Genomic DNA, 11820 nt, shown 5'->3' on the forward strand with positions numbered 1-11820 from the left:
GAACTTAGGTTCCACCCAAAGAGGTATTAGTGTCGTGTCTCAATCTTATATCAATGTTATCGGAGCAGGTTTGGCAGGTTCTGAAGCTGCTTATCAAATTGCAGAACGTGGTATTCCAGTTAAACTCTATGAAATGCGTGGTGTCAAGTCAACACCCCAACACAAAACAGACAATTTTGCTGAATTGGTTTGTTCCAATTCCTTACGTGGGGATGCTTTGACCAATGCAGTTGGGCTCCTCAAGGAAGAAATGCGTCGCTTGGGTTCTGTTATCTTGGAATCTGCTGAAGCTACACGTGTTCCTGCTGGTGGAGCCCTTGCGGTGGACCGCGATGGTTTCTCCCAAATGGTGACAGAAAAAGTGGCCAATCATCCCTTGATTGAAGTGGTTCGTGATGAAATTACAGAATTGCCGACTGATGTTATTACAGTTGTAGCGACTGGTCCTTTGACTAGTGATGCCCTAGCTGAGAAGATTCATGCCCTTAATGGCGGTGACGGTTTTTATTTCTACGACGCGGCGGCGCCGATTATCGACGTTAACACCATCGATATGAGCAAAGTCTATCTCAAATCTCGTTATGATAAGGGAGAAGCAGCCTACCTCAACGCTCCAATGACCAAACAAGAATTTATGGATTTCCATGAAGCCTTGGTCAATGCAGAAGAAGCACCGCTGAATTCGTTTGAAAAAGAAAAGTACTTTGAAGGATGTATGCCTATCGAAGTCATGGCTAAGCGTGGCATTAAAACCATGCTTTATGGTCCGATGAAGCCAGTCGGTTTGGAGTATCCAGACGACTACACAGGACCTCGTGATGGCGAATTCAAAACCCCTTATGCAGTTGTCCAGCTTCGTCAGGATAATGCGGCTGGTAGTCTCTACAATATCGTCGGTTTCCAGACCCACCTCAAATGGGGAGAACAAAAGCGTGTCTTCCAAATGATTCCAGGGCTTGAAAATGCGGAGTTTGTTCGCTATGGGGTCATGCACCGCAATTCTTACATGGATTCACCAAATCTTCTTGAGCAGACCTATCGTTCTAAGAAACAGCCAAACCTTTTCTTTGCTGGTCAAATGACGGGTGTAGAAGGCTATGTTGAGTCAGCAGCTTCAGGCTTAGTTGCAGGTATTAACGCAGCTCGTCTCTTTAAGGGTGAAAGTGAAGCTATCTTCCCAGAGACCACAGCGATTGGAAGTCTGGCTCATTACATCACTCACGCTGATAGCAAACATTTTCAACCCATGAATGTCAACTTTGGCATTATCAAGGAGTTGGAAGGCGAGCGTATCCGTGATAAGAAGGCTCGTTATGAAAAAATTGCAGAGCGTGCTCTTACCGACTTAGAGGAATTTTTAACGGTCTAATTTTTTTCAAAGAATTGCTCATGATACTATAAAAATCTTAGAAATTGTGATAAAATAGGTAGGATAAAAAAAGGAGAGTAAAAATGGCGAACCCCAAGTATAAACGTATTTTAATCAAGTTATCAGGTGAAGCCCTTGCCGGTGAACGTGGCGTAGGGATTGATATCCAAACAGTTCAAACAATCGCAAAAGAGATTCAAGAAGTTCATAGCTTAGGTATCGAAATTGCCCTTGTTATTGGTGGAGGAAATCTCTGGCGTGGAGAACCTGCTGCAGAAGCAGGAATGGACCGTGTTCAGGCCGATTACACTGGAATGCTTGGGACCGTGATGAATGCTCTTGTGATGGCAGATTCATTGCAACAAGTTGGTGTCGATACGCGTGTGCAAACAGCCATTGCCATGCAACAAGTGGCAGAACCTTATGTACGTGGACGTGCTCTTCGCCACCTTGAAAAAGGTCGTATTGTTATCTTTGGTGCTGGTATTGGTTCACCTTACTTCTCAACCGATACAACAGCAGCCCTTCGTGCAGCTGAAATCGAAGCAGATGCCATTCTGATGGCTAAAAATGGTGTCGATGGTGTTTACAATGCCGATCCTAAGAAAGACAAGACAGCCGTTAAGTTTGAAGAATTGACCCACCGTGATGTTATCAACAAAGGTCTTCGTATCATGGACTCAACAGCTTCAACCCTCTCTATGGATAATGACATTGATTTGGTGGTCTTCAACATGAACCAACCAGGCAACATCAAACGTGTCGTATTTGGTGAAAATATCGGAACAACAGTTTCAAATAATATCGAAGAAAAGGAATAGGAAAGATTATGGCTAACGCAATTGTAGAAAAAGCTAAAGAAAGAATGACCCAGTCTCACCAATCACTTGCACGTGAATTTGGTGGTATCCGTGCCGGTCGTGCCAACGCGAGCTTGCTAGACCGTATCCACGTAGAATACTACGGAGTCGAAACTCCTCTTAACCAAATCGCTTCAATTACCATTCCAGAAGCGCGTGTCTTGTTGGTAACACCATTTGACAGGTCTTCTTTGAAAGACATCGAACGTGCCTTGAACGCTTCTGACCTAGGTATCACACCAGCTAATGACGGTTCTGTAATCCGCTTGGTTATCCCTGCTCTTACAGAAGAGACTCGTCGTGACCTTGCCAAAGAAGTGAAGAAGGTTGGTGAGAATGCTAAAGTGGCTGTCCGCAATATCCGTCGTGATGCTATGGATGAAGCAAAGAAACAAGAAAAAGCAAAAGAAATCACTGAAGACGAATTGAAGACTCTTGAAAAAGATATTCAAAAAGTAACAGACGATGCTGTGAAACACATCGACGATATGACTGCCAATAAAGAAAAAGAACTCTTGGAAGTCTAAAAATAAACAGAAAAACTCAGTTGGCATTGCTGGCTGAGTTTTATTCGAAAGAAGGAAATATGAATACAAATCTTGCAAGTTTTATCGTTGGACTCATCATTGATGAAAATGACCGTTTTTACTTTGTGCAAAAGGATGGTCAGACCTATGCACTTGCCAAGGAAGAAGGTCGACACACAGTAGGGGATACGGTCAAAGGTTTTGCCTACTCGGATATGAAGCAAAAACTCCGCTTGACCACTCTAGAAGTGACTGCCACTCAGGACCAATTTGGTTGGGGAACCGTAACAGAAGTTCGTAAGGACTTGGGTGTCTTTGTGGATACAGGTCTACCTGATAAAGAAATCGTTGTGTCACTCGATATCCTCCCTGAGCTCAAGGAACTATGGCCTAAGAAGGGCGACAAACTCTACATCCGCCTTGAAGTGGACAAGAAAGACCGTATCTGGGGACTCTTGGCTTATCAAGAAGACTTCCAACGTCTGGCTCGTCCTGCCTACAACAACATGCAGAACCAAAACTGGCCAGCCATTGTTTACCGTCTCAAGCTATCAGGAACCTTTGTCTATCTGCCAGAGAATAACATGCTTGGTTTTATTCACCCAAGTGAGCGCTACGCAGAGCCACGTTTGGGGCAAGTCTTAGATGCGCGTGTCATTGGTTTCCGCGAGGTTGACCGCACTCTGAACCTCTCCCTTAAACCGCGTTCTTTTGAAATGCTAGAAAATGATGCCCAGATGATTTTGACCTACTTGGAAAGCAATGGCGGTTTTATGACCTTGAATGATAAGTCATCCCCTGAGGACATCAAAGCAACCTTTGGTATTTCTAAAGGTCAATTTAAAAAAGCGCTCGGTGGTTTGATGAAGGCTGGTAAAATTAAACAAGACCAGTTTGGTACAGAGTTGATTTAGGCCTTATAGACATGAAAAAGAAACTTGAAGAAATGAGTTTAGAGGAACTCTGGCAACTTTTTCCTATTTTTCTAGTAGAGCACAAGTCAGAGTGGAAAGACTGGTATGAATCGGAAAAAGCAAATCTGAAAAAAATATTGGGTGCAAATGTTATTAAAAGAATAGAACATATCGGTAGCACTGCTATCCCTAATATTTGGGCCAAGAATATCGTTGATATTCTGTTAGAAGTAGGTAGAATAGAGGATTTAGCAAGAGTTAGGGATTTATTGGTGAAGAATGGGTGGCTAGTGATGTCGGAGAGTCCTAACAGGATTTCGCTAAATAAAGGCTATACAGAGCAGGGATTTGCTGAGAAAGTTTTTCATTTACATTTGCGAATGACGGGAGATCATGACGAGATTTATTTTAGAGATTATCTCTGCCAGAATCCAGATATTGCCCAAGCGTATCAGGAATTAAAACTAAGTTTATGGAAACAATTTGAACACAATCGAGACGCCTATACTGATGCGAAAACGGATTTTATAAACCACTACGTTTCAGAGGCTAAGTCCAGTAATTTTCAAGAATCAGAAAAGTTTCATCAAAAAAGTTTTGATAGGAGAAAGAATTGAGAAAATCATTTTACACTTGGCTCATGACCGAGCGCAATCCTAAAAGTAACAGTTCCAAAGCTATCTTGGCAGACCTCGCTTTTGAAGAGTCAGCCTTCCCAAAACACACAGATGATTTTGATGAGGTGAGTCGCTTTTTGGAGGAACATGCCAGTTTCTCTTTTAACCTTGGTGACTTTGACGCCATCTGGCAAGAATACTTAGAACACTAGAGACAATGAGATGAGGCTAGTATTTTATTGTTCTCTTTGCTATAATAAAAAGAAATAAACGGATTAGAGAGGTTCTTTATTTGAAGGAACATTCAATAGACATTCAACTGAGTCATCCAGATGACTTGTTTCATCTTTTTGGTTCCAATGAGCGCCATCTTCGTTTGATGGAAGAAGAGCTCGATGTGGTGATTCATGCCCGTACGGAAATTGTCCAGGTTATCGGAGAAGAGTCTGCCTGTGAGGAAGCCCGTCAGGTTATCCAGGCTTTGATGGTCTTGGTGAATCGAGGAATGACGGTTGGCACGCCAGATGTGGTGACGGCGATTAGCATGGTCAAAAACGATGAAATCGACAAGTTTGTCGCCCTTTACGAAGAAGAAATCATCAAGGACAATACTGGGAAACCGATCCGTGTCAAAACCTTGGGTCAAAAACTTTATGTGGACAGTGTCAAACAGCATGATGTTACCTTTGGAATCGGACCAGCAGGGACAGGGAAGACCTTTCTTGCAGTGACTTTGGCAGTAACTGCCCTTAAACGTGGGCAGGTCAAGCGAATTATCCTTACTCGTCCAGCAGTGGAAGCAGGTGAGAGTCTAGGTTTTCTTCCGGGTGATCTCAAGGAGAAGGTGGATCCTTATCTTCGACCTGTTTATGATGCCTTGTATCAGATTCTCGGCAAAGACCAGACCACCCGTCTCATGGAGCGTGAAATTATCGAAATCGCGCCCCTTGCCTATATGCGTGGTCGGACCTTGGATGATGCCTTTGTCATTTTAGATGAGGCACAAAATACGACCATCATGCAGATGAAGATGTTCTTGACTCGTTTAGGCTTTAATTCTAAGATGATTGTCAATGGAGATATCAGTCAGATTGACTTGCCGCGTAATGTCAAGTCCGGTTTGATTGATGCCCAAGAAAAGCTCAAGAACATTCACCAAATCGACTTTGTTCATTTTTCAGCCAAGGATGTGGTTCGCCATCCAGTTGTCGCTCAGATTATCCGAGCTTATGAACCGGCTCCAGTTAAGGTTGAAGAAAAGAACCAAGAAACAGAATAGCAAAAAAGCAGTTCAGATGTGAACTGCTTTTTTTTAATGAGTGTCTAGCTTTAAACAAGTTCGTCGATAGACGTGTGCTCTTTATCGAGGCCTTGAGCAACTGGGAGGCTAGTTAAGTAACCTTGATAAGTGGTCACACCTTGACGCAAGCCCTCATCTTCAGCAATTGCTTGTGCGAATCCTTTGCCAGCAAGAGCTTCGATATAAGGAAGAGTGACATTGGTTAGGGCGATGGTTGAAGTACGGGCAACCGCACCAGGGATATTGGCAACGGCATAGTGGAGAACACCGTGTTTTTCATAGACGGGTTCATCGTGTGTTGTCACACGGTCAGCTGTCTCGATAACGCCACCTTGGTCAACGGCAACGTCAACAATGACAGAGCCTGGACGCATTTGTTTGACCATCTCTTCTGTCACCAATTTTGGTGCTTTGGCACCAGGGATGAGAACTGCACCAATCACCACATCAGCATCTCTCACACTTGCTTCGATGTTGAATGAATTAGACATAAGAGTTTGGATTTGGTTTCCAAAGACTTCTTCTAGAACTGAGAGACGCTTCGCACTGATATCTAAAATAGTCACTTGAGCACCAAGACCAAGGGCGATGCGGGCAGCATGTGTACCGACGACACCACCACCGATGATGGTTACTTTTCCTTTTGGAACACCTGGTACACCACCAAGTAGAACACCAGAGCCACCAGCTTGCTTAGTAAGGAAGTGGGCTCCGATTTGAACAGCCATACGACCTGCAACCTCACTCATAGGAACGAGGAGCGGTAGTTGTCTTTGATTGTCACGAACAGTTTCATAGGCAATTCCTGTTGTTTTTGCTGCTAGCATGGCATCTGCTAATTCTGGAGCAGCGGCCATGTGCAAGTAGGTGAAGAGGAGAAGATCGTCGCGCAGATAACCATATTCAGAAGCTAGTGGTTCTTTTACTTTCACGACCAACTCGGCAGCCCAGGCTTCGGCAGCAGTAGTGACAATCTCAGCTCCTTGCTTTTGATAGTCTGCATCAGTAAATCCTGAACCGAGACCAGCATTTGTTTCGATGAGAACACGATGTCCACGGCTGACTAAACTATGGACGCCAGCAGGAGTGAGGGCAACGCGGTTTTCGTTATTTTTAATTTCTTTTGGGATTCCGATTAACATAGAGATAACCTACCTTTCAATTGACGGGATTGTTTTAGTTGTCACATTTCAGTTCATAAATCAAAAATGTGATGGTTTTATTGTATATGAAACCGCTTCAAAAATCAAGAAAAACTTGTCATCCAAATTTCTTTATGCTAGACTAGTGAGAATCGAGCTCTAATGGAGGGAAAAGTATGGAATCAATATTTGTGAAATTTGCCCAGTATCCATCTATAGAAACGGAGCGTTTATTGCTCCGACCTGTAACCTTGGACGATGCAGAAGCTATGTTTGAGTATGCCTCAGACAGAGAAAATACACGCTATACTTTTCCAACAAATCAAAGCTTAGAAGAAACCAAGAACAACATCGCTCAGTTCTACTTGGCTAATCCCTTGGGACGGTGGGGAATCGAATTAAAAAATAACGGCAAGTTTATTGGTACCATTGACTTGCACAAGATCGATACTGTTCTTAAGAAGGCAGCCATTGGTTACATTATCAATAAAAAATATTGGAATCAAGGAGTGACGACAGAAGCCAATCGTACCGTGATTGAACTCGCTTTTGAGAAGATTGGAATGAACAAGTTGACCGCTCTTCACGATAAAGACAATCCCGCATCTGGAAGAGTCATGGAGAAATCAGGTATGCGTTTTTCCCACCAAGAACCCTATGCCAGAATGGATAATAAAGAACCAGGTCGAATTATCACAAGGGTTCATTATGTCTTGACTAAGGAAGACTATTTTGCAAATAAATAAGCAGGTGAAAAGATTTTTCACCTGTTTTTTTCTTTCTCTTACGAATAATCTAAGAGAGGAGAAAATATGGAAGTAATTATCGAGAAAATCAAAGAGTATAAAATCATTGTCATCTGTGCTGTTTTAGGCTTGGCCTTGGGCGCATTTTTCCTACTAAAGCCAACTTCACAAACATCTGTGAAAGAAACAAACTTGCAGGCTGAAGTTGCAGCTGTTTCAAAGGATTCATCATCTGAAAAGGAAATCAAGAAGGAAGAAAAGGAAGAATCTCCTGAACAAGATCTAATCACAGTAGATGTTAAGGGGGCTGTTAAATCGCCAGGGATTTATGATTTGCCAGTAGGGAGTCGTGTTCATGATGCCGTTCAGAAGGCAGGTGGCTTGACAGATGAGGCAGATAGCAAGTCGCTCAATCTAGCACAGAAAGTCAGTGACGAGGCTCTTGTCTATGTTCCAACTAAGGGAGAAGAAGCAGCTAGTCAGCAGGCTGCCTCTGGAACGACTCCTTCGACAAGTAAAGAAAAGAAAGTCAACCTCAATAAAGCTAGTCTGGAAGAACTAAAGCAGGTCAAAGGCTTGGGAGGAAAACGAGCCCAGGATATTATCGACCATCGTGAGGCAAATGGCAAATTCAAGTCGGTTGATGAATTAAAGAAGGTCTCTGGTATTGGCGCTAAGACCATAGAAAAGCTAAAAGATTATGTCACAGCGGATTAAGAATTTCCCTATCCCCTTAATCTATCTGAGTTTTCTGTTACTCTGGCTTTACTTTGTCATTTTAGGAGCGTCCTATCTCGCACTGCTAGGTTTTGTTTTTTTGCTGGTCTGCCTCTTTTTCCAATTTCCTTGGAAATCGGCTGGTAAAGTTCTAGCGATTTGTGGAGTTTTTGGAATTTGGTTTTTGTTTCAAAACTGGCAACAGACACAAGCTAGTCAGAACCTAGTGGATTCTGTTGAAAGGGTACGGATTTTACCAGATACCATCAAAGTCAATGGAGACAGTCTGTCCTTTCGGGGCAAGGCTGAGGGCCGCACCTTCCAAGTTTATTATAAACTCCAGTCCGAGGAAGAGAAAGAGCTCTTTCAGGCCTTAACAGACCTTCACGAGATAGAGCTAGAAGGAAAACTTTCTGAGCCTGAAGGGCAGAGAAATTTTGGTGGATTTGACTACCGAGCCTATCTGAAGACTCAGGGAATTTACCAGACACTGACTATCAAGAGCATCCAGTCACTTAAACAGGTTAGCAGTTGGGATATAGGTGAAAATTTGTCGGCTTTACGTCGAAAGGCTGTAGTTTGGATCAAGGCGCACTTTCCAGACCCTATGCGCAACTATATGACAGGGCTTCTTTTAGGACATTTGGACACGGATTTTGAGGAGATGAATGAGCTTTATTCCAGTCTTGGAATTATCCATCTATTTGCCTTGTCAGGTATGCAAGTGGGCTTCTTTATGGATGCCTTTAAGAAACTCCTCTTGCGATTGGGCTTGACCCAAGAAAAGTTGAAGTGGCTAACTTATCCCTTTTCTCTTATCTATGCAGGTCTGACAGGATTTTCAGCATCTGTCATTCGCAGTCTCTTGCAAAAGTTACTGGCCCAACATGGTGTTAAGGGTTTGGATAATTTTGCCTTGACGGTCCTTGTCCTCTTTATCATCATGCCCAACTTTTTCTTGACAGCTGGAGGGGTCTTGTCCTGCGCTTATGCTTTTATCTTGACTATGACAAGCAAAGAAGGGGAGGGGCTCAAGGCTGTTGCCAGAGAAAGTATGGTCATTTCTTTGGGAATATTGCCCATTCTATCCTTTTATTTTGCAGAATTTCAGCCTTGGTCTATCCTTTTGACCTTTGTTTTTTCCTTTCTGTTTGATGTGGTCTTCTTGCCACTTTTGTCCATCTTATTCATTCTGTCTTTTGTTTACCCAGTCACTCAGTTTAACTTTGTCTTTGAGTGGTTGGAGTGTATCATTCGCTTGGTATCGCAGCTGGCAAGTAGGCCCCTGGTCTTTGGTCAACCCAATGCGTGGTTTTTGATTCTTCTCTTAGTTTCATTAGCTTTAGTCTATGATTTTAGGAAAAATATTAAAAGAATAGCAGGAGTCATTCTCTTTATTGTGGGGCTCTTTTTCCTGACCAAGCATCCACTTGAAAATGAAATTACCATGCTAGATGTTGGGCAAGGGGAGAGTATTTTCCTACGGGATGTAACTGGTAAAACTATTCTCATAGATGTAGGAGGTAAAGCAGAATCTGACAAGAAAATACAAGCTTGGCAGGAAAAGGCGACGACCAGCAATGCCCAGAGAACTTTGATTCCCTATCTTAAAAGTCGAGGAGTAGATAAGATTGACCAGCTGATTTTGACCAATACAGACAAGGAGCATGTTGGCGATTTGCTGGAGGTGACCAAGGCTTTCCATGTTGGAGAGATTTTAGTATCAAAAGGAAGTCTGACACAGAAGGATTTTGTGGCAGAATTAGAAGCAAGTCAAACTAAGGTGCGCAGTGTGACAGAGGGGGATAATTTTTCGATTTTTGGAAGTCAGTTAGAAGTCCTATCTCCAAGGCAGATTGGAGATGGGGATCGTGATGATTCTTTGGTTCTTTATGGAAAACTCTTAGATAAGCACTTTCTCTTCACAGGAAATTTGGAGGAAAAAAGAGAGAAGGACTTGTTGAAGCATTATCCTGACCTAGAGGTGGATGTCTTGAAAGCAAGCCAACATGGTGCTAAAACCTCATCAAATCCAACTTTCCTAGAAAAAATCAAACCAGAAATTACTCTCATCTCAGTTGGAAAAAACAATCGTGCGAAACTCCCCCATCAGGAATCCTTGACACGAATGGAAAGTATCAAGAGTAAGATTTACAGAACTGACCAGCAAGGGGCTATCCGCTTTACAGGGTGGAATAGTTGGCGAATTGAAACGGTTCGATAAAATAGACAAACTTTTCGAAAAATTGACTTTTTATCTTGACAAGGAATAGAAAACTTGGTATCATATAAAAGTTGAGAAAAGCAGAAGTGAGAGCTTCTCGCCTTGTGACATCAAGTTGCCTGGCCCTACGGATGAAAAGTTTCTAAGAAACGCTATCATAACGTGCGGGCTTGTATCATTACGAGTCCGCTATTGTTTTTCTCTAATAATAAAAAAGAGGTGAAAACCATAGCAAAGCAAGACTTATTCATCAATGATGAAATTCGTGTACGTGAAGTTCGCTTGATCGGTCTTGAGGGAGAACAGCTAGGCATCAAGCCACTCAGCGAAGCGCAAGCATTGGCTGATAGTGCGAATGTTGACTTAGTTTTAATTCAACCCCAAGCAAAACCGCCTGTTGCTAAAATTATGGACTACGGTAAGTTCAAATTTGAGTACCAGAAAAAGCAAAAAGAACAACGTAAAAAACAAAGTGTTGTTACTGTGAAAGAAGTTCGTCTGAGTCCAACTATTGACAAGGGTGACTTTGACACAAAACTTCGCAATGCACGCAAGTTCCTTGAAAAAGGAAATAAAGTTAAGGTATCCATTCGCTTTAAAGGGCGTATGATCACCCATAAAGAGATTGGTGCAAAAGTTTTAGCCGAGTTTGCTGAAGCAACACAAGATATTGCGATCATCGAACAACGAGCTAAGATGGATGGACGCCAAATGTTCATGCAGTTGGCGCCAGCAACTGACAAAAAATAATTGTCAGAAAGTTAAATAAAGGAGAAAAAATCATGCCAAAACAAAAAACACACCGCGCATCAGCTAAACGTTTCAAACGTACAGGTTCTGGTGGACTTAAACGTTTCCGTGCTTACACTTCTCACCGTTTCCACGGAAAAACTAAGAAACAACGTCGTCATCTTCGTAAAGCATCTATGGTGCATTCAGGAGATTTCAAACGTATCAAAGCAATGCTTACTCGCTTGAAATAATAGCCTAACAGTAAGTAAACAATTCTAGGAAATATTTGGAGGAAATAAAACATGGCACGTGTTAAAGGTGGCGTTGTATCACGCAAACGTCGTAAACGTATTCTTAAATTAGCAAAAGGTTACTATGGAGCTAAACACATCTTGTTCCGTACTGCAAAAGAACAAGTAATGAACTCTTACTACTATGCATACCGTGACCGTCGTCAGAAAAAACGTGACTTCCGTAAATTGTGGATCACTCGTATCAATGCGGCAGCTCGTTTGAACGGACTTTCATACTCACAATTGATGCATGGTTTGAAATTGGCTGAAATCGAAGTTAACCGTAAAATGCTTGCTGACTTGGCTGTTAACGATGCAGCAGCTTTCACAGCTCTTGCAGATGCAGCTAAAGCAAAACTTGGTAAATAATGACAAACTG

Annotated in this window: 14 protein-coding genes and 1 other annotated feature; of the genes, 13 read left to right on the forward strand and 1 reads right to left on the reverse strand. The window is 42.5% G+C overall.

Annotated elements, in window-relative coordinates:
• The first annotated feature begins 34 nt into the window (after positions 1 to 34).
• The 7 genes from trmFO to EL140_RS03575 all read left to right on the forward strand — a co-directional run bounded on the left by trmFO (position 35) and on the right by EL140_RS03575 (position 5566).
• Positions 35 to 1369, forward strand: coding sequence for a methylenetetrahydrofolate--tRNA-(uracil(54)-C(5))-methyltransferase (FADH(2)-oxidizing) TrmFO (gene trmFO, locus EL140_RS03545; RefSeq protein ID WP_000083717.1), 1335 nt, complete (start codon positions 35 to 37; stop codon positions 1367 to 1369).
• An 83-nt stretch (positions 1370 to 1452) separates the two neighbouring features.
• Positions 1453 to 2190 carry a UMP kinase gene (gene pyrH / locus EL140_RS03550; protein WP_000002996.1) on the forward strand — a complete coding sequence of 246 codons (738 nt, stop codon included), beginning with the start codon at positions 1453 to 1455 and terminating at the stop codon, positions 2188 to 2190.
• 8 nt (positions 2191 to 2198) lie between these two features.
• Complete coding sequence (gene frr, locus EL140_RS03555; protein WP_001262238.1) at positions 2199 to 2756, forward strand: ribosome recycling factor; 558 nt, start codon at positions 2199 to 2201, stop codon at positions 2754 to 2756.
• 59 nt (positions 2757 to 2815) lie between these two features.
• Positions 2816 to 3670, forward strand: a complete 855-nt coding sequence (cvfB, locus tag EL140_RS03560; RefSeq protein ID WP_001095468.1) for an RNA-binding virulence regulatory protein CvfB — start codon at positions 2816 to 2818, stop codon at positions 3668 to 3670.
• A gap of 11 nt (positions 3671 to 3681) precedes the next feature.
• On the forward strand, positions 3682 to 4287 hold the full coding sequence (locus EL140_RS03565) for a GrpB family protein (RefSeq protein ID WP_000727655.1): 606 nt from the start codon (positions 3682 to 3684) through the stop codon (positions 4285 to 4287).
• Positions 4284 to 4499 carry a YozE family protein gene (locus EL140_RS03570; RefSeq protein ID WP_001232091.1) on the forward strand — a complete coding sequence of 72 codons (216 nt, stop codon included), beginning with the start codon at positions 4284 to 4286 and terminating at the stop codon, positions 4497 to 4499. The genes EL140_RS03565 and EL140_RS03570 overlap by 4 nt, the downstream gene beginning before the upstream one ends.
• An 80-nt stretch (positions 4500 to 4579) precedes the next feature.
• Complete coding sequence (locus EL140_RS03575; protein WP_000658168.1) at positions 4580 to 5566, forward strand: PhoH family protein; 987 nt, start codon at positions 4580 to 4582, stop codon at positions 5564 to 5566.
• A 50-nt stretch (positions 5567 to 5616) separates the two neighbouring features.
• On the opposite strand, the gene ald is transcribed toward EL140_RS03575, so the two are convergent.
• Complete coding sequence (gene ald / locus EL140_RS03580) at positions 5617 to 6729, reverse strand: alanine dehydrogenase (protein ID WP_000904713.1); 1113 nt, start codon at positions 6727 to 6729, stop codon at positions 5617 to 5619.
• A gap of 176 nt (positions 6730 to 6905) precedes the next feature.
• Between ald and EL140_RS03590 the strand changes: the two genes are divergently transcribed.
• The 6 genes from EL140_RS03590 (at position 6906) to rplT (ending at position 11810) form a co-directional block, all read left to right on the forward strand.
• A complete protein-coding gene (locus EL140_RS03590; protein ID WP_000443753.1) occupies positions 6906 to 7475 on the forward strand; it encodes a GNAT family N-acetyltransferase in 570 nt (189 codons plus the stop codon).
• A gap of 66 nt (positions 7476 to 7541) precedes the next feature.
• Complete coding sequence (locus EL140_RS03595) at positions 7542 to 8192, forward strand: helix-hairpin-helix domain-containing protein (RefSeq protein ID WP_000452010.1); 651 nt, start codon at positions 7542 to 7544, stop codon at positions 8190 to 8192.
• Positions 8176 to 10416: a DNA internalization-related competence protein ComEC/Rec2 gene (locus EL140_RS03600; protein WP_000083028.1), complete on the forward strand. Its 2241-nt coding sequence runs from the start codon at positions 8176 to 8178 to the stop codon at positions 10414 to 10416. The genes EL140_RS03595 and EL140_RS03600 overlap by 17 nt, the downstream gene beginning before the upstream one ends.
• A 72-nt stretch (positions 10417 to 10488) precedes the next feature.
• Positions 10489 to 10620: a sequence feature (ribosomal protein L20 leader region), on the forward strand.
• A 15-nt stretch (positions 10621 to 10635) separates the two neighbouring features.
• A complete protein-coding gene (gene infC / locus EL140_RS03605; RefSeq protein WP_000848184.1) occupies positions 10636 to 11166 on the forward strand; it encodes a translation initiation factor IF-3 in 531 nt (176 codons plus the stop codon).
• Between the two features lie 32 nt (positions 11167 to 11198).
• Entirely contained in the window at positions 11199 to 11399 is a 201-nt protein-coding gene (rpmI, locus tag EL140_RS03610; RefSeq protein ID WP_001125942.1) for a 50S ribosomal protein L35, read from the forward strand.
• A gap of 51 nt (positions 11400 to 11450) precedes the next feature.
• Positions 11451 to 11810, forward strand: a complete 360-nt coding sequence (rplT, locus tag EL140_RS03615; RefSeq protein WP_000124830.1) for a 50S ribosomal protein L20 — start codon at positions 11451 to 11453, stop codon at positions 11808 to 11810.
• Positions 11811 to 11820: the final 10 nt, after the last annotated feature.

The organism is Streptococcus oralis ATCC 35037 (genome assembly GCF_900637025.1).
GTDB classification, from domain to species: Bacteria; Bacillota; Bacilli; order Lactobacillales; family Streptococcaceae; genus Streptococcus; species Streptococcus oralis.

What these genes read in the sequence shown, in the direction of transcription:
- pyrH (WP_000002996.1), top strand. Translation starts at nt 1,453, where the DNA reads ATGGCGAACCCCAAGTATAAACGTATTTTAATCAAGTTATCAGGTGAA.
- frr (WP_001262238.1), top strand. Translation starts at nt 2,199, where the DNA reads ATGGCTAACGCAATTGTAGAAAAAGCTAAAGAAAGAATGACCCAGTCT.
- cvfB (WP_001095468.1), top strand. Translation starts at nt 2,816, where the DNA reads ATGAATACAAATCTTGCAAGTTTTATCGTTGGACTCATCATTGATGAA.
- EL140_RS03565 (WP_000727655.1), top strand. Translation starts at nt 3,682, where the DNA reads ATGAAAAAGAAACTTGAAGAAATGAGTTTAGAGGAACTCTGGCAACTT.
- ald (WP_000904713.1), bottom strand. Translation starts at nt 6,729, where the DNA reads ATGTTAATCGGAATCCCAAAAGAAATTAAAAATAACGAAAACCGCGTT.
- EL140_RS03590 (WP_000443753.1), top strand. Translation starts at nt 6,906, where the DNA reads ATGGAATCAATATTTGTGAAATTTGCCCAGTATCCATCTATAGAAACG.
- EL140_RS03595 (WP_000452010.1), top strand. Translation starts at nt 7,542, where the DNA reads ATGGAAGTAATTATCGAGAAAATCAAAGAGTATAAAATCATTGTCATC.
- EL140_RS03600 (WP_000083028.1), top strand. Translation starts at nt 8,176, where the DNA reads ATGTCACAGCGGATTAAGAATTTCCCTATCCCCTTAATCTATCTGAGT.
- rpmI (WP_001125942.1), top strand. Translation starts at nt 11,199, where the DNA reads ATGCCAAAACAAAAAACACACCGCGCATCAGCTAAACGTTTCAAACGT.
- rplT (WP_000124830.1), top strand. Translation starts at nt 11,451, where the DNA reads ATGGCACGTGTTAAAGGTGGCGTTGTATCACGCAAACGTCGTAAACGT.